General features: G+C 54.3%; 19 protein-coding genes. 17 read left to right on the forward strand and 2 right to left on the reverse strand.

Translation table 11 applies throughout. From position 1 onward, the window contains the following. Positions 1–43: 43 nt before the first annotated feature. Positions 44–1,375 carry a cyclic nucleotide-binding domain-containing protein gene (locus DDY07_RS19175; protein WP_171697047.1) on the forward strand — a complete coding sequence of 444 codons (1,332 nt, stop codon included), beginning with the start codon at positions 44–46 and terminating at the stop codon, positions 1,373–1,375. A 59-nt stretch (positions 1,376–1,434) separates the two neighbouring features. Here the strand turns inward: DDY07_RS19175 and rpmG are convergent, their stop codons facing one another. Both rpmG and rpmB read right to left on the reverse strand, forming a co-directional pair. After that, complete coding sequence (gene rpmG, locus DDY07_RS19180) at positions 1,435–1,590, reverse strand: 50S ribosomal protein L33 (protein ID WP_013816853.1); 156 nt, start codon at positions 1,588–1,590, stop codon at positions 1,435–1,437. Between the two features lie 11 nt (positions 1,591–1,601). Continuing rightward, a complete protein-coding gene (gene rpmB, locus DDY07_RS19185) occupies positions 1,602–1,838 on the reverse strand; it encodes a 50S ribosomal protein L28 (RefSeq protein ID WP_033157675.1) in 237 nt (78 codons plus the stop codon). Between the two features lie 139 nt (positions 1,839–1,977). On the opposite strand from rpmB, the gene gshB reads away from it, so the two are divergent. From gshB to DDY07_RS19265, 16 genes are all read left to right on the forward strand, one after another. After that, entirely contained in the window at positions 1,978–2,928 is a 951-nt protein-coding gene (gshB, locus tag DDY07_RS19190) for a glutathione synthase (protein WP_171697048.1), read from the forward strand. Position 2,929: 1 nt separating this feature from the next. Next, positions 2,930–3,823 (forward strand): energy transducer TonB, encoded by an 894-nt coding sequence (locus DDY07_RS19195; protein WP_171697049.1) that lies wholly within the window; start codon positions 2,930–2,932, stop codon positions 3,821–3,823. Between the two features lie 16 nt (positions 3,824–3,839). Then, positions 3,840–4,406, forward strand: coding sequence for a YqgE/AlgH family protein (locus tag DDY07_RS19200; protein ID WP_171697050.1), 567 nt, complete (start codon positions 3,840–3,842; stop codon positions 4,404–4,406). Further along, positions 4,399–4,845 (forward strand): Holliday junction resolvase RuvX, encoded by a 447-nt coding sequence (gene ruvX, locus DDY07_RS19205; RefSeq protein ID WP_171697051.1) that lies wholly within the window; start codon positions 4,399–4,401, stop codon positions 4,843–4,845. Before DDY07_RS19200 ends, ruvX begins: the two co-directional genes overlap by 8 nt. A 101-nt stretch (positions 4,846–4,946) precedes the next feature. Further along, the gene (gene pyrR / locus DDY07_RS19210) at positions 4,947–5,468 is read left to right on the forward strand and encodes a bifunctional pyr operon transcriptional regulator/uracil phosphoribosyltransferase PyrR (protein ID WP_171697052.1); all 522 of its coding nucleotides are present in this window, start codon (positions 4,947–4,949) and stop codon (positions 5,466–5,468) included. Then, the gene (locus DDY07_RS19215) at positions 5,465–6,430 is read left to right on the forward strand and encodes an aspartate carbamoyltransferase catalytic subunit (RefSeq protein WP_171697053.1); all 966 of its coding nucleotides are present in this window, start codon (positions 5,465–5,467) and stop codon (positions 6,428–6,430) included. Before pyrR ends, DDY07_RS19215 begins: the two co-directional genes overlap by 4 nt. Before the next feature lie 70 nt (positions 6,431–6,500). Next, positions 6,501–7,790 (forward strand): dihydroorotase, encoded by a 1,290-nt coding sequence (locus tag DDY07_RS19220; RefSeq protein ID WP_171697054.1) that lies wholly within the window; start codon positions 6,501–6,503, stop codon positions 7,788–7,790. A gap of 55 nt (positions 7,791–7,845) precedes the next feature. Then, positions 7,846–8,550, forward strand: a complete 705-nt coding sequence (locus tag DDY07_RS19225; RefSeq protein WP_171697055.1) for a TIGR00730 family Rossman fold protein — start codon at positions 7,846–7,848, stop codon at positions 8,548–8,550. A gap of 66 nt (positions 8,551–8,616) precedes the next feature. After that, on the forward strand, positions 8,617–9,603 hold the full coding sequence (locus DDY07_RS19230) for a MoxR family ATPase (protein ID WP_171697056.1): 987 nt from the start codon (positions 8,617–8,619) through the stop codon (positions 9,601–9,603). Continuing rightward, the gene (locus tag DDY07_RS19235) at positions 9,604–10,521 is read left to right on the forward strand and encodes a DUF58 domain-containing protein (RefSeq protein ID WP_171697057.1); all 918 of its coding nucleotides are present in this window, start codon (positions 9,604–9,606) and stop codon (positions 10,519–10,521) included. An 18-nt stretch (positions 10,522–10,539) separates the two neighbouring features. Beyond that, positions 10,540–14,697 (forward strand): EAL domain-containing protein, encoded by a 4,158-nt coding sequence (locus tag DDY07_RS19240; protein ID WP_171697058.1) that lies wholly within the window; start codon positions 10,540–10,542, stop codon positions 14,695–14,697. 9 nt (positions 14,698–14,706) lie between these two features. After that, positions 14,707–15,174 (forward strand): DUF4381 domain-containing protein, encoded by a 468-nt coding sequence (locus DDY07_RS19245; RefSeq protein WP_171697059.1) that lies wholly within the window; start codon positions 14,707–14,709, stop codon positions 15,172–15,174. Then, positions 15,171–16,157 (forward strand): VWA domain-containing protein, encoded by a 987-nt coding sequence (locus DDY07_RS19250; RefSeq protein WP_171697060.1) that lies wholly within the window; start codon positions 15,171–15,173, stop codon positions 16,155–16,157. Before DDY07_RS19245 ends, DDY07_RS19250 begins: the two co-directional genes overlap by 4 nt. Further along, positions 16,154–17,938 carry a VWA domain-containing protein gene (locus tag DDY07_RS19255; protein ID WP_171697061.1) on the forward strand — a complete coding sequence of 595 codons (1,785 nt, stop codon included), beginning with the start codon at positions 16,154–16,156 and terminating at the stop codon, positions 17,936–17,938. Before DDY07_RS19250 ends, DDY07_RS19255 begins: the two co-directional genes overlap by 4 nt. A 71-nt stretch (positions 17,939–18,009) precedes the next feature. Next, a complete protein-coding gene (locus DDY07_RS19260) occupies positions 18,010–19,308 on the forward strand; it encodes a hemolysin family protein (RefSeq protein ID WP_171697062.1) in 1,299 nt (432 codons plus the stop codon). 191 nt (positions 19,309–19,499) lie between these two features. Then, positions 19,500–20,636, forward strand: a complete 1,137-nt coding sequence (locus DDY07_RS19265) for an efflux RND transporter periplasmic adaptor subunit (RefSeq protein ID WP_253734542.1) — start codon at positions 19,500–19,502, stop codon at positions 20,634–20,636. The last annotated feature ends 2 nt before the right edge of the window (positions 20,637–20,638 follow it).

Here is a 20,638-nt window from a genome sequence, read left to right on the forward strand (position 1 = left end):
TTTTCTTGTTGGTTTCCCTTCACTTTTTATTCGCGACGAATACGTGGCTGTCGACATCCATTCCGCTGAAGGCCGTGTGATTCGGCAATTAATTCCGCTATCCACCTTGCCCTTCAGTAAATTTGAGGCGCTGTGCGCACAAATCAAGGTCGAGGATGCTGAAGAAGGCCAATTTTTGTTCAAATGCGGGGATGAACCTAACGATCTGGTGTATTTGATCGATGGCAGCGTGACCTTACAGACCGATCTGTTAAAGATCGAAACGATCAAGTCCGATAGCCCCTCGGCGCGCTTTGCGCTGGCGCATCAAATCCCCAGGAAAGTGCATGCCGTTGCCAATAGCCGAATTCGTTTTTTGCGTTTGAATGCTGATATGATGAAATCGGTTCAAGACGTCCCGTATGAAGAAGCAGAGAGTTTTATGGTAGCTGAAGAGGTGGAGGATAATGACGACTGGATGACGACATTGTTGAAGTCGCCGGTATTTCGAGCGTTGCCTCCGGCTAATTTGCAAAAAATTTTGATGGGCATGGAGGAAGTGCGCGTGAATGCAGGCACTGTCATTGTCAATCAAGGTGAGCAGGGCGACTTTTACTACATCATCAAACGAGGGCAATGCTTGGTGAGCAGGAAACCTGCACCCAACGCCAAGGAGATTAAGCTGGCGCAACTCAGCGATCAGGATACTTTTGGTGAGGATGCATTGATTTCAGGCGAGCCTCGCAACGTTACGGTCAGTGCGTTGACAGATGTTTGCCTGTTGCGATTGGGTAAGGAGCAGTTTCTGAACTTGATCAAACAGCCGACGCTTAAATATATCAGCTATAAAGACGCTCAAGACTTGGTGACCAAGGGTGCGGATTTGATCGATGTGCGCGAGCCCGATGAATACAAGCCAAAGCATTTGCCGTTCAGCATCAATCTGCCGTTTTTTTCCTTGCGCATGCAGCTAAAAACCTTGAATAGGCAGCATCCCATCGTCGTGGTTTGCCAGAACGGCAAGATTAGCGAAACGGCGGCTTTTATCCTGATGCGGCACAAATTCAATGCGCTGATTCTCAGCGGTGGTATCGACAGTATTAACCCGGACGAACTGAAAGCACCTTCATCGTTTCCGATCGACGACGGTATTGAGACCAGTAATTTTAGAGGGAGCAGCGGCGAGAGCGAGACGAGTCACTCGTTCACCGAGCAATCCTCAATACAAGATGATATGGAGCGTTTGCGGCGTTTTCTGCAGCAACTTAAAACCAAATATAATATTTTGGAAGCCGAGAAGAAAGCTTTGGAGATGAAATATTTGGCACTTGCCAAATTTACGGAATCGCTGAAAGCCGAGCTGGAAGCGATGAAGAAAGCCGGTGGCGGTGGCTAGTCGGAAAAAACCCTGCTACTAGCCCGCCAACGCCTGAAAGCGGATCAATAAAACGCTGTTTATTTGATCTTGGCTTCTTTGTACATCACATGCTTACGAACCACGGGATCAAATTTTTTGATCTCCATTTTTTCAGGCATGGTTTTTTTGTTTTTGGTGGTGGTGTAGAAATGGCCGGTGCCTTCGCTAGATACCAATTTGATTTTGTCGCGCATTGTCAGTCTCCTTAATATTGTTCGCCGCGTTTACGCATATCGGCCAGAACAGCATCGATGCCGTTTTTGTCGATGATACGCATACCTTTGGAAGATACTCTCAAACGAACCCAACGGTTTTCGCTTTCAACCCAAAATCTGTGGTGATGCAGATTAGGCGTAAAACGTCTTTTGGTTCTGTTCATCGCGTGTGAAACGTTGTGCCCTGTTACTGGGCGTTTACCTGTTACTTGGCATACTCTGGACATGACTACCTCAATGCGAGCTTTTAATTCAAAATAGCCGCGCTTTATAACAAAAAAACTTTTGTTGGTAAACAACAGCCTGCAAAATAAATTTGATAAAATCGGTTTTATTTCCCCTCGCTTCGGAATTTACAGGACTTTAATGGCTATTAAACTCGGCATGGTCATGGACCCCATCGGCCAGATCAATATTAAAAAGGACACCAGTTTCGCGATGTTGCTGGAAGCCCAGTCTCGCGGTTGGGAGTTGCATTACATGGAACTGTCCGACCTGTACATGCGCAACGGCGACGCTTATGCCCGTTCCCGCGTGCTGGAAGTCGAACGCGATGACAAGCAGTGGCATAGGTTTCTCGGTGAACAGCAAATAGCCTTGTCCGAATTGGACGCGATCATCATGCGTAAGGACCCGCCCTTTAATCAGGAATATATCTACGCCACGTATATGCTGGAACAGGCTGAGCGCCAGGGTGTTTATGTGGTCAACAAGCCGCAATCGCTGCGCGACGCCAACGAAAAAATGTTCACCGCCTGGTTTCCGCAATGTTGCACCGATACTTTGGTAGCCCGAGACCCGCAAAAAATCCGCGACTTTTTAAAAGAGCACCGGGAAATCATTCTGAAGCCCTTGGACGGCATGGGTGGAGCCTCGATCTTTTACGTCAAAGAACACGACCACAATCTTAGCGTGATTCTGGAAACCATGACTCAACATGGCAGCAGTTACATCATGGCGCAAAAATACCTGCCTGCCGTGAAAGACGGCGACAAACGGATCTTGGTGGTCAATGGCGAACCGGTGCCTTATTGTCTGGCACGGATTCCGGCCAGCGGCGAAAGTCGGGGCAATCTGGCAGCCGGCGGACGCGGCGAAGGCCGACCATTGAGTGACCGTGATCGCTGGATTGCCGAACAGGTCGGGCCAACCTTACGCGAAAAAGGCCTGATATTTGTCGGCCTGGATGTCATCGGCGACTATCTGACCGAAGTCAACGTCACCAGTCCAACCTGCGTGCAGGAGCTGGATAAACAGTTCGGCATTAATATCAGCGCTCAATTAATGGACCACATCGCGGCTCAATGCCAGGCCTGATATGTATGCGCCGGACTTGACTCCCACGCCGTTGTCGCAAGGTGATTCGCTGCTGACGGCGTTGTTTGTGGCGGCGGTACTGCATGTGATCGTGTTGTTGGGCGTTAATTTCACCGCGCCGCAGCCACCTAAGATCAACCGCTCGATTGAAATCACCGTGGCCCATGCTCCGGTGAAAAAGGCGCCCAAGGATGCGAAACATCTGGCAACGGAGCATCAAATAGGTGCCGGCGAGGAAACCCGCAAACCGGAGCCGCCGCAGCAAAAAATAGCCACTCAGGAACAATCGATCAGTCCGCCGGCAAAGAAAGTCTCGCCGCATCCGGTGGTTACACAAGTCAAACCGGTCACCGAGAGACTGCTTACCCAAGCCAAAGCGCCGGTTAAGGTGGTGACGGAACCCGAGCAACCGGTAGAATTACCTGAAGCCGTTGAAGTTCCGGAGTCCGCCCCCAAATTATCCCCGGAAGCGCTTCAGCAACAAATCGCCCAACTCGGCGAGCGCATCAGAAATACCCAACAAAGCGCACAAGATACTAAGATTAAATTCGTCAACGCGGTTAGCACGCACAAGTATCTCGCGGCGCAATATGTCAAGGATTGGGAGGACAAGGTTGAGCGCACCGGCAATCTGAATTATCCTGAGGCGGCGCGCAAAAAAGGCGTTTCGCAATCCTTGACCATGGACGTGGGGATTAACGCCGACGGCAGCATTTACAGCATGCGGATTGTCCGGTCATCCGGCAATTCCGCACTGGACGACGCCGCGAAACGGATTGTGAAGATGAGTGCGCCCTTTGCCGCTTTACCCGATGATTTGTTGAGAGAAGTGAACGTTTTGGTGATTACCAGGGTCTGGAAATTCTCAGACGAAACCGGCATGACTGCCCGCTAGCCCATACAGCACTCCAATGACAGACGTTACTTATTTAAATAACCAGTTTTTGATTGCGATGCCCGGCTTAGCCGACCCGCATTTTTTTCACACGGTGACATACCTTTGCCAGCACAATGAAGAAGGCGCGCTCGGCATCGTCATCAACCGACCGACCGGCATGAAATTACGCGACATTTTCGAGCAAATGGGGATCAAAACCGAGCTGGAAAATGTATTGGAAACCCCGGTGTTTGCCGGCGGTCCGGTACAGCAGGAACGCGGCTTTGTCATCCACGATGCCTGCGAACAGCGCTGGGATTCCAGTATCAGTACCGCCGAGAATATTACCCTCACCAGCTCTCGCGACATTCTCGAGGCCATTGCCGAAGGTAAAGGCCCCAACCACTATTTGATCGCCTTAGGTTACGCCGGCTGGGGTAGCGGCCAACTAGAAAAAGAAATGGTCGACAACGCCTGGCTGAACACGCCATGCGGTGAAGAGATACTCTACGAAACGCCGATCAGCCAGCGCTGGAATGCGGCGGCGGGACAATTAGGTATCGACATTAATCGCCTGACCACGCCGGCAGGTCATGGTTAAGCTCGATCCGCTGGCGGCAAAATTCAGCAGCGATGCGTATTTAGGGTTTGATTTCGGCAACAAAAAAATTGGGGTCGCGGTGGGACATGCCGATACCGGCATTGCCAGTCCGCTGCAAACCATCCAGTCGCTTAATCAAGTGCCGGACTGGCATAAAATCGGTCAGTTGATCGCCGAATGGCGGCCCATAGGCTTGGTGGTCGGCATTTCCCGGCAACAAGACGGCTCGGATAATGTGATTACCCCGCGCATGCAAAAATTCTGTCGGCAGCTGAATGGTCGTTACAATCTGCCGGTGCACCAAATCGACGAAACACTGACCACGTTCGCCGCTAAACAAATGCTGTTCGACGACTTGAAGGTTAGCGCTGCTAAACTATGGGCCGTGCAAGATCAACTGGCCGCACAGATCATTCTGCAAAGCTGGTTTGATCAGTAAAAAGACGAAAACGGTTTTACGCCCATGCAGCCTTATTATCCCGTCGCTTTCAGCTTTTTCCCGAATTTCATAACAATAACAAGATTCCCCCTGTAACCGTCATGCCCATCACCACGCTGAATATCGATAACCTGCTCGACACTCTGGAAGCCGCGATTCGCCGGCAGATTAGCGAGCGTAACCTGCATAATCCTTTGCTAATCGGCATACACAGCGGTGGCGCTTGGATCGCCCGGCATATGCATCAGCGTTTGGGTTTGAGCGAACCCTTGGGCATGCTGGACATCACCTTTTATCGCGACGATTTTTCGCAAATCGGCATGCATCCCAAGGTCAAGACCAGCCAATTGCCGCCGCACTTGGAAGGCCGCGACATCATCTTGATCGACGACGTGTTTTACACCGGACGCACCATCCGTGCCGCGCTGAACGAAATATTTGATTATGGCCGCCCTAACCAGGTGGTGTTGGCCGTATTGATAGAGCGTAATGGCCGGCAAATTCCGCTGCAACCGGACTGTTACGGTATCCGCATCGATCTGGCCGGCGATCAACGCATTAAATTAACCGGTCCGGACCCACTGGGCATCGAGATTCAATCCCCGCAAGTGGTGGTGGCATGACCCGACACATCCAGCTTACCGAACAAGGCAAGCTCAAGCATTTTCTGACGATCGAAGGCCTGGATAAGGAGCTGCTGACCGAAATTCTGGATACCGCCGAATCATTTGCCGGCATGTCCGAACATCAAGTCAAAAAAGTGCCCTTGCTGCGCGGCAAAACCATCGTCAACCTGTTTTTCGAAAACAGCACCCGCACCCGCACCACCTTCGAATTAGCCGCCACCCGGCTGTCGGCGGACGTGCTGAGCATGAATATCGCCACGTCCGCGACTTCCAAGGGCGAGAGCCTGCTGGATACCATTCATAATCTGGAAGCGATGCACGTGGACATGTTCGTGGTTCGCCATGCCCTGAGCGGGGCGGCGCATTTTATCGCTCAACACACCGCCCCGCATATCAGCGTGATCAACGCCGGCGACGGCCAGCACGCCCATCCCACCCAGGCGATGCTGGATATGTTTACGATTCGCCAACATAAGAAACAATTCGAAGGTCTGAAAGTCGCCATCGTTGGCGACATCCTGCATTCGCGGGTGGCGCGTTCGCAGATTTTGGCTTTGAATACCTTAGGGGTATCAGAAGTGCGGGTAATAGCTCCCAAAACGCTGTTACCGGCGCAAGTCAAAACTATGGGCGTGATACCCATGCATGACATGGACGAGGGCCTGGATGATGTGGATGTGGTCATCATGCTGCGTTTGCAAAAAGAACGCATGAATTCGGCGTTTTTGCCTAGCGAAAGCGAGTTTTTCCGCTGTTTTGGTTTGACCGAAGCCAAGCTTAAACGCGCCAAAGCCGATGCCATTGTGATGCATCCCGGACCGATCAATCGGGGTGTGGAAATTGCCTCCAGCGTCGCCGACGGCCCGCAATCGGTGATCTTGCAGCAAGTCAGCAATGGTGTGGCTGTGCGGATGGCGATTATGTCGATGGCGATGCACAGTCAGGGAGGTGCGGCATGACAAAAATACAGGACAGGATTTTTGCACCGCCTACGGCGGCCCGTAAGGGTGACGCACAGGGAGGTGCGTCATGACCAAGATTTTGATTCAAAACGGCCGCATCATCGATCCGGCCAACAACATCGACGCCATCGGCTCGGTCTGTATTGCTGACGGCAAAATTGTCTCGGTGTTGGAGCAATCCGCCGATTTCATGCCAGATCAGATTATCGATGCCAACGGTCAAATCGTCTGCCCCGGCTTCGTCGATCTAAGTGTGCGCTTGCGCGAACCCGGCCATACCCAAAAAGGTAATATCCTCAGCGAAACTCGCGCCGCGCTTAGCGCAGGCGTCACCTCATTGTGCTTGCCGCCGGATACCAAACCCTGCATCGATAGTCCGGCGGTGGTCGAGTTCATCAAAGACAAAGCGGAAAAGGCCGACTACCCGCAAATCTATAGCATCGGTGCATTGACGCAGCGCTTGGCGGGCAGCGAACTCAGTGCGATGTTCGCGTTGAAACAGGCCGGCTGCATTGCCGTCAGCAACGCCAGCGAGCCGCTCGGCAATTTATTGATATTACGGCGGGCGATGGAATATGCCGCCACCCACGATTTATTATTGATGTATCGCGCCAATGAACCCGCCCTGTCCGGCAAGGGCTGCGCGCACGAGGGTGCGGTGGCCAGCCGCTACGGTTTACCTGGCATCCCGGAGGCGGCCGAATCGATTGCGTTGGCCCAATGCCTGGAGTTGGCGGAGTTGACCGGCTGCCGGGTGCATATTAGTCAAATCAGCTGCAAACAATCGGTGATCAAATTGCAGCAGGCCAAAAAATACGGCCTGAATGTGACGGCCGATGTGGCGATTCACCAGTTACATTTAACCGAAGACCACATCACCCCATTCGACAGCAACTACCATGTGTTGCCGCCGCTACGTAACGCCATCGACCGCCAATATCTGCGCGAGGGTCTGGTTAATGGCACCATCGACGCGATCTGCTCCGATCACCAACCGCACGACTTGGATGCCAAACTCGGCGCTTTTCCGGAAACCGAAGCGGGCGTGGCTGCACTGGAAACCCTGTTGCCATTGACGCTGGCACTGACCCAACAACATCGCATCGGTTTGTCGCAAGCTATCGCCAATCTAACCTGCAAACCTGCACACATTTTAGGCCTGGCTAGCGGCACATTAACGCCGGGTTCTGCGGCCGATGTGTGTATTTTCGATCCGCAAGCCAATTGGCCGGTTAATCGCGACAACTGGCTTAGCGCCGGTTGCAATACGCCGTATTGGCAGCAGACCTTGACTGGGCGCGTGACCCATACCTTGCTGGCCGGTAAGCCGGTGTATCGCTTGGTTGAGCTGCCGTGAACAGGTTATTTCGTCCCATTGTAAGTAGCACAGCGTGCTCATTAAGGAATAAATCATGAGTTGCATCAAAAACCGCCGCACCGACGGCTCGACCTCGTCCAGCATCATCGACGACCTGAAAGGCGATCAATCTTGGCGGATTTTTCGCATTATCAGCGAATTTACCGAGGGCTTCGACGAACTGTCCGGATTGTGCGACGCGATTTCGATTTTCGGTTCCGCCCGCTTGCCGCCCGAGCATTTTTATTATCAAAAAACCGTGGAACTGGCGGAAATGCTCAGCAAGGAAGGCTTTGCCGTGATCAGCGGTGGCGGGCCCGGCGTGATGGAAGCCGCCAACAAAGGCGCCATCCTGCACGATCAACCGTCTATCGGCTTGAACATCGAATTGCCGATGGAACAAACCCCCAATCCTTACCAAAACATTTCGCTGAATTTCCGTTATTTTTTCGTGCGCAAAGTGATGTTCGTGCGCTACTCGATCGGTTACGTATGTATGCCGGGCGGTTTCGGCACGCTGGATGAGTTTTTCGAAGCATTGACCTTGATGCAAACCCACAAGATCTATCCGATTCCATTGGTACTGTTCGGGAGCGATTTCTGGAGCGGTCTGATGGATTGGATGAAAGCCAAAATGATGGAATACGGCACCATTTCCGCGGAAGATTTAAAGCTGATTACCGTCACCGACGATCCGCAAGAAGTGGTCGACATTATGGTCGCGCATCGCGAGTGGAAAGATTTGCAGCGCAAAAATTAAGCGCCGCGCAACTTTCAGGACTCAACTCGGTCACAACCTCGTTAAACATAAGGATTTTTTACACACATGACTGCGACAAGTCTCAGCCCCAGCCAAGCCGCCTTACAAAATCTCAAAACTCACATCAACACCCAGATCATCGGCCAGGAAGTGCTGGTTGAAAGGATGTTGATTGCCCTGCTGGCCGATGGTCATTTGCTGGTGGAAGGCGCACCAGGTCTAGCGAAAACCCGCGCCATCAACGTACTCAGCCAAGGCATAGAAGCCGACTTTCATCGCGTGCAATTTACCCCGGACTTATTACCGGCCGATTTGACCGGCACCGAGATTTACCGGCCGCAGCAAGGCAGTTTCGAGTTTCAGAAAGGTCCGTTGTTTCATAACTTAATCCTGGCCGACGAAATCAACCGCGCACCGGCTAAAGTCCAGGCCGCGTTACTGGAAGCCATGGCGGAACGGCAGATCACGGTCGGTAAAGCCACGTATCCGCTACCGCCCTTGTTCATGGTGATGGCGACGCAAAATCCTATTGAGCAGGAAGGCACTTACCCCTTACCGGAAGCGCAACTGGATAGATTTTTATTGCATGTAAAAATCGATTATCCCAATGCCGAACACGAGCAAGCCATCCTGCATCTGGCCCGTGCCGAGGCCAAGGGTGCTTTGCAAAACCAGGACAGCGCACCGCCTAAAGTGAGCCAGCAAGCCTTATTCGCCGCGCGCGGCGAAGTGTTGGATTTGTATCTGGCCGACAGCTTGGAGCAATATCTGCTGCAAATCGTGCTGGCGACCCGTAATCCCGGCGCTTATGGTCAGGATTTGGCCGGCTGGATTCAATACGGCGCCAGCCCGCGCGCCAGCATTGCCCTGGACCGCTGCGCGCGTGCCAAGGCCTGGCTGCAACAACGCGATTTTGTTGATCCCGGCGACATTCAAGATATGGCTTATGACGTGTTGCGCCACCGCCTGATTCTGTCCTACGAGGCTGAAGCCGAGGGCATTAGCAGCGATTATGTGATCAAAGAATTGATAGCCAGAATTGCCGTACCCTAAATGAATAAATCGCCAGCGACCGACAACCACCGGGTGACGGTCACTCTAAAAGCCTTGGTGGATCTGGCCAAGCCGGCCGGCATGCTCAGTCTGGGGCACGCCAATATCCGCGCCGCGCAAAGCGGTAATTATCTCTCGCATCTGAAGGGCCGCGGCATGGCCTTCGACGAAACCCGGCTCTACCAACCCGGCGATGACGTTCGGCGCATCGATTGGCGCGTCACGGCCCGCACCGATAAGCCCCACAGCAAGATTTTCAAGGAAGAACGGGAAAGGCCCATGTTCATTGCCGTGGATTACCGCGCCACCATGGCATTTGCTACGCGCGGCGTGTTCAAATCCGTGCAGGCTGCCCGCTTGGCCGGTTTACTGGCTTGGGCGGCACTGAAGCAAGGCGACCGCATCGGCGGGCAGATTTTCAGCGATGACGGTTGCCAGGAAGTAAAACCGCAAACCGGCAAACCGGCACTGTTACGCTTCTTAAACGCCCTGGTCAATCCGGATTACAACGGCGCGGCCGTGGTCAATCTGGCGCAGCCTCTGGGCAGATTACTGCATCATGCCCGGCCCGGCAGCCGGGTGTATATTCTCAGCGATTTTCGCGGGATGAATAGCGCGGCCGAAAATCATCTGGCCAATCTGGCCCGGCATTGCGAGGTGGTGTTGGTACACATCGCCGATCCGCTGGAAAGCAGTTTACCGACCCAAGGCCGCTACCGCTTTACCGACGGCTGGCGCGAAGTGCTGTTCGATAGCGGTGACAAACAGCGCCTGCAAGCTTATCGGCAGCGCTTCCAAGACCGGCAGGCGTATCTGCAAAAGCTGGCCAATAAGCTGCGTCTCACCTTGATACCCTGCACGACTCAGCAAATGCCTTTGGACGCATTGAACGGCACCCGCGCGCGTCCGGCGGCCTAAGACCTTCTCAATCTGGCCATGCGCATCCCCAATTTGTCTCATTCAACAGATTTTCCGGTGCCGGATAACGAGACACAAAGTATCACGCTCGTCAGCCCGTTGGTTTTACTGATACAAATCGGCGTACTGAGTTTGCTGATGTTTGCCGGCGGCTGGCTGGGCGGCAAAATGATCATTCCGCCCGGCTATGCCAGTCCGCTATGGCCGCCAGCCGGCATCGCACTGGCTGCGCTATTTATGGGTGGCCGCAGGCTTTGGCCCGGAATCTGGCTGGGTGCGGCGTTCAGCAATTTTCTGGTGACTATTGATTTTTCCGGTCAATTGACCGCTCAAACCGCGATGTCGTCTTTTGCCATTGGCGGCGGCAGCGCCTTGCAGGCGTTGGCGGCTCTGGCTTTATCCAAAGCCTACGTAGAACCGGGTTTGCCCAAATTGGATAGTCCGGCCGCCATCCTCAAGTTTTTTGTCCTGGCCGGGCCGGTAGCCTGTCTGATCGCGCCCAGCGTAGGCGGAGCCGTACTTTATTCATTGGACTTGATGAGTCAGGCACAACTCTGGTCGTCCTGGCGAAACTGGTGGGTTGGCGACAGTTTGGGCGTGATGATTGTGACGCCGCTTTTGTTTTGTTATTTCGGACGCCCCCGTGCGCTTTGGCAGGCGCGGCGTTTGAGTGTCGCGCTCCCGTTACTGGGCACGCTGCTGGGCTTGGTGCTGGTATTTTTGCAAGCCTTTCAAGCGGAACGCGCACGCATTCAACAAGCTTTCGACAGTCGGGCTGCCGAGTTAGACCGGCTGCTGGCGGAATATGCAATCGATGTAATCGATAGTACGTTGGCGCTAAGAGATGTATTTCTGGCATCCGGGCAGGTAAGCAGAGCCGAATTTAGCGTGTTTTCCCAGGGTATCCTGCAACGTCATCCGGAAATCCAGGCCCTGGAATGGCTACCGCTGATCACTCAAGCCGATTTACCGGCCTTCGAACAAGCGGTACGCGCCGAAGGATTTCCTGATTTTCGCGTCATCGAACGGGATAGTGCCGGTCAATTGGTGCATGCAAGTGCCCGGCAGGAGTATTTTCCGATCATGTTTGTGGAGCCGATGGCCGGCAACGAAAAAGCCTTCGGCTTCGATTCCATGACAAATCCTCTTAGCCGGCAAGCAAAAATCCTGGCCCGCGCCAGCGGTAAACCCACCGCCTCGCAAAAACTGACGCTAATGCAGCGTGACGATACCGATCCCGGTATTTTGGTGTCCATTCCGGTTCGCCGGCATAGCACCGGCGGCGACGTCTTGGATATTACCGGCTATGTCTCGGCAATCTTACTGCTGGCCAAAATGGTGGAAACAGTCACCAGGGGGCTCAACACCGATACGCTGGGTATCAGCATTGATGACCTCAGCGCGCCCGCCGGACAAACGGCTTTGTATGTAAAACCGGTACGCAAACCGGTGTCGTTAAACTACGACTTAAAAAAATGGCAGCATAATTTTGCGTTTGTGGATCGTAATTGGCAGATTACCGTCACGCCGGACAGCGATTTCGTCAACGAACAAGGTTCATCGCTACCTTTGATTACTTTGATCGGCGGGCTCTGTTTTACCAGCTTGCTGAGTATTTTATTGTTGATCATCAGCGGCAGAACCGCCTCCGTGCAAGCTTTGGTGGAAGAGCGCACCCAGGCATTGGCTGACGCGGTTGCGGAATTGGAAACCGCCGCCAATATCGCCAAGGAATCGGAGTTAAAGCTGCGCACTATCGTCGATTCCGAACCGGAGTGCGTGAAACTGCTGGGGCGGGACGGCAGTTTAGTGCAAATGAACCGCGCCGGTCTGGACATGATAGAAGCCGAGACGCTGGAGCAAGCCCAACAAGGACGCATGGAGGATCTGGTATTGCCTAAGTACCGGGCAGCCTTTAAAAAATTGACTCGGCGGGTGTTTGCCGGCGCATCAGGCACACTGGAATTTGAAATCGTCGGCCTGAAAGGCCGGCAACGCTGGTTCGATACCCACGCTGTGCCAATGCGCGATGCGGAAGGCAATATCGTAGCCCTGCTGGGTTTGACCCGAGACATTACCGAACGCAAGCAGGCCGAGGAACATCTGAAACTGGCCGCGCGGGTATTCAGCGAGGCGCACGAAGGTATTTTAATTACCGATCCTGGCGGGATCATCGTCGATGTGAATCCGACTTTTTCCGAGATTACCGGCTATAGCCGCGCTGAAGTGATATGCCGAAACCCGAGCCTCTTGCAATCCGGTAAATACGGTGCGGATTTTTACCGGGATATGTGGCAAGCCTTGCATGAAGCGCAACATTGGCAAGGCGAATTGTGGAACCGCAAAAAAAACGGCGAGTTGTATGCTGAGTGGCTGACGGTTTCTGCTTTGTGTGATGCCGACGGCAAGGTCACTCACTATATCGGGCTATTTTCCGATGTCACCCAGGCCAAGCAGCAGCAACAGATGCTGGAATTGTTTGCCCATTACGATCCGCTCACCCGCCTGCCGAACCGGATTTTATTCGCTGATCGCTTGAATCAGGCCATCGCCCACAGCAAGCGGGAAAACACCTTGCTGGCGATTTGCTTCCTGGACCTGGACGGCTTCAAGCCGGTCAACGACCAATTCGGCCACGACATCGGCGACCGGGTGTTGGTGGAAGTGGCGGAACGGATCAAAAGCGCGATTCGCGAGGAAGACAGCGTATCCCGCCACGGTGGCGACGAATTCGCGCTACTACTGGGCGATATAGACTCGATTGAACAATGCGAGCAAGCCATCATGCGCATTCACCGGGCGATTGCCCAGCCGTATGTCATCGACGATCAGCCGATTTCGGTCGGCGCCAGCAGCGGTTTTACCGTATATCCGCTGGATGATGCCGACGCCGACGCCTTATTGCGGCATGCCGACTACGCGATGTACCAGGCTAAATTGGCCGGCAAAAACCGTTGCCAGTTGTTCGATGCCAGCCACGACCAACAAATCATGCATCGCCACCAACAACTGCGCGACATCGAAGCGGCGTTTTTAAACAACGAGTTGTGCATGTATTACCAGCCCAAGGTGGATATTAAATCCGGCCAGGTTAAAGGCGTGGAGGCCTTGATCCGTTGGCTGCATCCGCAGCGCGGCATGGTGCCGCCGTTGGAGTTTCTACCGGTGATTGCCTCCACCGATCTGGAAATCCGCATCGGCAATTGGGTGATCGCGCAAGCTTGCGAGCAGTTGGCGGGCTGGCATGCGCGCGGCTTGCCGTTGGAGGTCAGCGTCAACATCTCCTCCTATCATTTACTGTGGTCCGGGATAGGCGCTTATATCGAAGACACTTTACGCCTTCATCCGGAACTGGATGCCCGCTACCTGCAATTGGAAATTCTGGAAAGTACCGCATTGGATGATTTGTCGGCAGTAAACCGAATTATCACCAGCTGCCGCGAGCAACTGGGCATCAGCGTGGCCCTGGACGACTTCGGCACCGGCTACTCCTCGTTGACGCATTTGCGGCATCTGTCGGTAGATACCGTGAAAATCGATCAGACCTTTGTCCGTGACATGCTCGACGATCCCGACGACTACGCCATCATCGACAGCGTGATCAATCTCAGCCAGGCTTTTAGCCGGGAAGTCGTGGCGGAAGGCGTGGAAAGTCAGGAACAAGGTATCGTGCTGTTGCTGCTGGGCTGCCATCTGCTGCAAGGCTATGCCATTGCCCGGCCCATGCCTGCCTCGGCGATTGCCGACTGGGTGATTGCTTACCGGCCTTTCGACGACTGGCAAATTTATGCGGATGCCGAGCTGTCGGCGGAACAGGTTGACATAGCGATTCGCCGCTTCGACACCCGGCAGTGGTTGCAGCGGGTCCAGGCCTGCCTGTTCGCAGAGCCGCAAGCTGCCGTCAAAAGTTGGCCCATCATGGACCAGCGTCGTACCCATCTGGGCCGCTGGCTGAAGCAAGTACAACACGACCGACAGTATGCCCAGGATTGGCTGGAACATATCGAACAATTACAGCGGCAATTGCATGTCCTGGCCGAAAGTTTGCTGAAACGCTGCGAGACCGGCCAGCGCGATGCCGCGCAGGCGGGTTTTAACGATCTGCGGGCTATTCAGCAGCAAATCGACGACATGTTGATTTTGTATACCCCACTCCCCAATTTGGACGCGATGTAGATATTCAATATGGAACCATTGCCTTTAAAAGATATTCATTTGCCCGATTCGGTGGCTTTTTGGCCGCCGGCGCCGGGCTGGTGGTTGTTAGCGGTATTGCTGCCGTTGTTGATTTTTTTGTGCCGGTATTTTTATAAACGTATCCGCCGGCAGACAGCGGTGAAAACCGCCGGCAAATTGTTATCCGCGCTTCGCCGGGATGGCGGTGCCGACGCCAGACAGACCTTGGTAGCTTTATCGGCTCTGTTGCGGCGCGTAGCCATCAGTACTGCGCCGCGCAGCGATGCGGCCAGCTTACGCGGCGAGGCCTGGCTTAGCTATTTGGATCAGTCATTGCCGGATGCACCGTTTAGCCAAGGCCCCGGCCGTTGCCTGGCCGACGGCCATTACCGGCAAACGCCGCCCGCCGATACCGAACTGGAGGCCTTGTTTGAATTGTGCGAACGCTGGTTGAAACAACAGGCGAAAAAACGATGATCGAATTGTATTGGCCCTGGTTGCTATCTCTATTGCCACTACCGCTGCTATTGCGTTGGCTGTTGCCCGCGCGCGCCATCGCCCAGCAGGCAGCATTGAAAGTACCGTTTCTGGATGATCTTGGTCCCAGCGAAACGCGGGTGGTCAGCAGCGAACGGCGTTGGCCTTTATGGCTGGCAGCTTTTGCCTGGGCCTGTTTACTGTTGGCCGCCGCGCGTCCGCAATGGCTCGGCGAACCCATTGAGCAAGCGGTCAGCGGCCGCGACTTGATGCTGGCGGTGGACGTTTCCGGCAGCATGCAGGAAGAAGATTTCATCATCGGCAAGCAGCGCGTGGACCGCTTAACCGCCATCAAGCAAGTGGCCGGCGATTTTATACAACGCCGGGTCGGCGACCGCCTGGGCTTAATCCTGTTCGGCACGCAAGCTTACTTGCACGTGCCGTTAACCTTTGATCGCAAGACCGTGCAAACCTTGTTGCACGAGGCGTTTATCGGCATCACCGAGGATGACCCGAAAACCTCCATCGGCGACGCCATCGGCTTGGCGATCAAGCGCCTGCAACAACAGCAAGATGCCAGCCGCGTGTTGATTTTATTAACCGACGGCGCCAATACCGCCGGTGAATTAACGCCGATAAAAGCCGCTGAACTGGCCGCCGAACATAAGCTGAAAATCTACACGATAGGCATAGGTGCCGATGAAGTATTGGTGCGCAGCCTGTTCGGTACCCGCCGGGTCAATCCGTCCGCCGATCTGGACGAAAAAACCCTGACTGCGATTGCCGATACCACCGGCGGCCATTATTTCCGGGCGCGTAATACCGAAGAACTGGAAAAAATCTACCGGATGCTGGATCAGCTGGAGCCGGTTGAAAAAGACAAACAATATTTTCGGCCGCGCAGTGAGCTGTTTTATTGGCCGCTGGGATTGGCTTTGTTATTGACGGGATGCTTAACCTTGGCGCGCTTGAGGTGGTCATGAATTTTGCCGAGTTTCATTTCCTGCGGCCCTGGTGGTTGCTGGCATTATTGCCGGCCGCGCTGTTTTTGATTTTGCTGGTGCGGCATCGGCAAGGGCGCGGTAACTGGAGCGAGGTATGCGATGCCGAGTTGCTGCCCTTTATTTTGCAAGACAAACCGTTGCAAGCATCGCGTGGCCCTTTGTTTGGTGCCGGCTTTGCCGCGTTGCTAACCATAATCGCCTTGGCTGGCCCCACTTGGCAGCGCTTGCCCGGCCCGGCCTTTAGAAACGATGCCGCGCTGGTGATTGCGTTGGATTTGTCCAAGTCCATGGATGCCGCCGACATCAAGCCCAGCCGTATCGGCAAGGCCCGTTACAAAATTGCCGATTTATTAAAACAGCGCAAAGACGGCCAAACCGCACTGCTGGTCTACGGCGGCGATGCGTTTACCGTCACACCGTTGACCAACGATACCGCGACCATTGATAGCCAGCTAAGCGCGCTGACCACCGACATCATGCCCAGTCCGGGCAGCAACACCAGTGCGGCATTGAATGCGGCGGTGGCATTGCTGCGTCAGGCTGGCTTGGTCAAGGGCCATATCCTGCTGGTCACCGACGGCGTTGATAGCGATGTCGCCGAGCAGGCCGAACACTGGTTGGGCGATTACCGGCTCTCGGTACTGGCGATGGGCACGCCGGAAGGTGCGCCTATCCAGCTACAAGGCGCAGGATTTTTAAAAGATAGCAATGGCGCCATCGTGGTCGCCAAGTTGGACGAAGCCGCGCTGAACACGCTGGCGCAACACGGTCGCGGCATTTATCAGCCGGTGACGGCAAACGATGCGGATGTCGAGAATTTGGGGCGTTTATTCAATAGCGCCGAAACCGGTAACGAAAATTTGGATAGCAATCTGTTGCTGCAACAATGGGATGAAAAGGGGCCCTGGCTGTTATTGCTTGTGTTACCGTGGGCGGCTTTGCAATTTAGAAAAGGTTTGTTATTGGCCTTGCTGTGCCTGTTGCCGTTGCCGAAAAACAGCTACGCGCTGGACTGGCAGAGCTTGTGGCAAACGCCGGATCAACGCGCCAAGCAGGCTTTCGAGCAACAGCAATATCAACAAGCCGCCGAGCAGTTCGACAATCCGGATTGGCGCGCCGCCGCCCAATACAAGGCCGGTAAATTCCAAGAAGCCGCCGAGACCTTGAAAAACACCCAAAGCGCGGAAGGCCATTACAACCGCGGCAATGCCTTGGCTCAGGCCGGCCAGTTGCAAGAAGCCGTGCAAGCCTATCAGCAGGCGCTGCAACTTGATCCTAAGCATCAGGATGCGAAATACAATAAGGAGCTGGTCGAGAAGAAGCTGAAAGAACAGGAACAGCAGCAGGAGAATCAACAGCAAGACCAGCAAAAGCAGGACAAACAGGATTCGTCCGAGCAACAGCAAGAACAGCAACAACAGGATGGCAAGTCCGATCAAGCCGACAAAGATGCGCAGCAGGAGCAAAAACCGCAAGACCAGCAAAAAGCCGACGCCAAGCAGGACGCGGAACAAAATAAGGCGAAAGAAGACCAACAATCCGAAGCCGAGGCCAAACAGCAAGCTGAGCCGCAGCCGCCCAAGCAAGAGCCGACAGACCATGAACAAGCCGCGCAAGCCACGGAAAAAAACGAAACCGAGCGCGCCAACGAGCAATTGTTGAAGCGCATACCCGACGAGCCGACGGGCTTACTAAAGCGTAAATTCAAATATCAATACGGTCAGCGCAATCGAGCTAACCCGACCGGTCCGGCCTGGTAAATTGACGGATCGGGAATCCGGAATGAATTAGCCTAAGACCGACACATTTTAATTTTGGACGCGATGAAACGATGGATATTGGCCTGATACTGATTTTAATCCTGATCAACGGTGTGTTTGCAATGTCGGAAATGTCGCTGGTCTCTTCCGGACTGGCGCGCTTGCAGAAATTGGCCGGCGAAAAACGCGGGGGGGCGCGCACCGCGCTGAAATTGCACCAGGATCCGTCGCGGTTTTTGTCTACCGTGCAGGTTGGCATTACCTCGGTCGGCATTCTCAGCGGCGCGCTGGGCGAGGATGCCTTGACCGAGCCGCTGTATCGGCAACTGCTGAACATTCCCCTGCTGGCGCCCTATGCCCAGAGCATTGCATTAATCGCCACGGTATTTCTGATTACTTATTGTTCGGTAGTCATAGGTGAACTGGTGCCTAAGCGACTGGCCTTGCTACATCCGGAGCGGATTGCGGTGTTTATCGCCCGGCCCATGCACACCCTGTCACTGGTTGCCAGCCCTATCGTCTGGCTGCTGTCTTCATCCAGTACGCTGATACTGCGGGTATTTGGCGCGCATCGGCCGCCGCAGACCAGTGTCACCAACGAAGAAATTAAACTGCTGATGGAAATCGGTGCGGAGTCAGGGGTATTTCATGCCAGCGAAAGCCATTTGGTCGGTAACGTCTTGCAACTGGATGAACAAATGCTGGGTGCGGCCATGACGCCCCGGCAACAAATATACGCTATTGATTTAAGCGATCCGGAAGCGACAGTGCGCGCGGAAATCGCCGACTGTCCTTACGCCCGGGCAGTAATTTGCCGGGACGGTCTGGAAAATGTGGTCGGAATCTTGCAGAGAAGCGATCTGCTGAAACTGGCGATGGCCGGCGAGACCTTGGATATAGCGCCGATCCTGCATACACCGCTATACGTGCCGGAAGCCATGACGCTAAGGCAATTACTGGAGTTTTTCCAGGAAAAGCGAGCCGATCTGGCGCTGGTCGTCGACGAATATGGCGATATTGAAGGCTTGGTCACGCTGAGTGATGTGCTGAAAGCCATCGTCGGCCATCTACCCAGCCGCACCAATCTGGACGTCGATGTGGTGCAACGTAGCGACGGCTCATGGTTGGTGGATGGCGGCTTATCGATTCAGCGTTTGAAGACGGTGATCGGTATAGACGGCAATTTGCCCGGCGAAGCCGACAACGCCTACCACACCGTCGGCGGCTTTATTTTGTTTTACCTGGAAAAAATTCCCCAAGTAACGGACAACTTCGAATATCGGCAGTGGCGTTTCGAAATCGTCGATATCGACGGTACCCGTATCGACAAGGTGTTGGTCAGCGCCAAGCCGCCCGAGGCCGCAATTTAACGCTTTGCCAAATTGGGTTTGTCGGCCTAAAGCGCAATAGGCGACACCTGAGTTATACGCCAACATTGCTTGCATCGGCATTCGCTTTGCATCGTTAGATTACCTGACGACCTAGAAAATCACCTGGCAACGTAGAAGTAGCCCGTGATTTGTTAGTTGTTTGAAAAGATTTTTTGCTTAAAGGACATACCATGAAAGCCAAGCTCCATACGTCATTCCGCTCCTCGCCGCTTATGGCAACGCTGTTTTTGCTGAGTTTTGCCTTGCCCGCCCTTGGCGCGGATCATAAACCCTTATTGGAAGCCTCGCCCGCCCTGTTAAAGCTGCTAAGCATCGCCGAAGTCAAACCCGGCGAAGTCGGCGAGTCGTTGAATCTTTCGGCTCGGGTGGAGTTGGATCAACATAGGGTCGCACGCATCGGCGCCTCGGTAACCGGGCGGATTACCGAAATCGATGCCATGCTCGGCCAAGCGGTAAAAAAAGGCGAACGTCTGGCGCTACTGAACAGCACCGAGCTGGGTAAAGCCCAGTCCGACTATCTAAAAGCCGCGTCACAAGTCAATTTGCGGCGGATTACCGTCAAACGTGCCGAGCGTCTACTGGAAAGCGGCGTGATCTCGGAAGCCGAGTTTCAGGAGCGGCAGAGCGTGTTGACTGAAGCGGATGTGGATTTACGCGCCGCCGCCGACCAGTTGCGGGTCATGGGCATGAGGGATGCCGATTTGCAGCGCATAGACAAACAACGCAGCATTCACTCCTTTTCGCCGGTTACCGCCAGCATAGACGGCGTCGTCATCGAACGTAACGTCGCCATCGGCCAGGTGGTACAGCCGGCAGACGCCTTGTATACCGTTGCGGACTTGTCACAGCTGTGGCTGGTGGCGGAAATTCCCGAGCAACAAGCGCATTGGGCGCGGCAAGGCGATCAAGCCTTCGCCGAAGTGCCTGCACTGCCGGGGCAGGAAGTTAGCGGTAAGTTGATTTACGTGGCCGATATGGTCGATTCGGACACCCGCACGGTGACGGTGCGCATGGCCCTAGCCAATCCGCAGCGTCTGTTTAAGCCGCAAATGCTGGCCACCTTAAAAATCAGCAAGCCCGGTTCGCAATCTTTGATCGTACCCAGCCAGGCGGTGGTCAGAGAAAATGATAAGGATTTCGTGTTCGTGGAAACCGCGGCCGCCCGGTTCGAATTGCGCCCGGTACGTTTGGGCCGCGAAGAAGCGCAGAAACGGCCCTTACTGGAAGGCTTGAAAGCGGGTGAAAAAATTGTCGTGGGCGGCGCGTTTCATTTAAATAACGAACGCCTGCGCAGCACATTGGAGTAGAG

Origin of the sequence: Methylomonas sp. ZR1 (assembly GCF_013141865.1) — a bacterium.
GTDB lineage: Bacteria > Pseudomonadota > Gammaproteobacteria > Methylococcales > Methylomonadaceae > Methylomonas.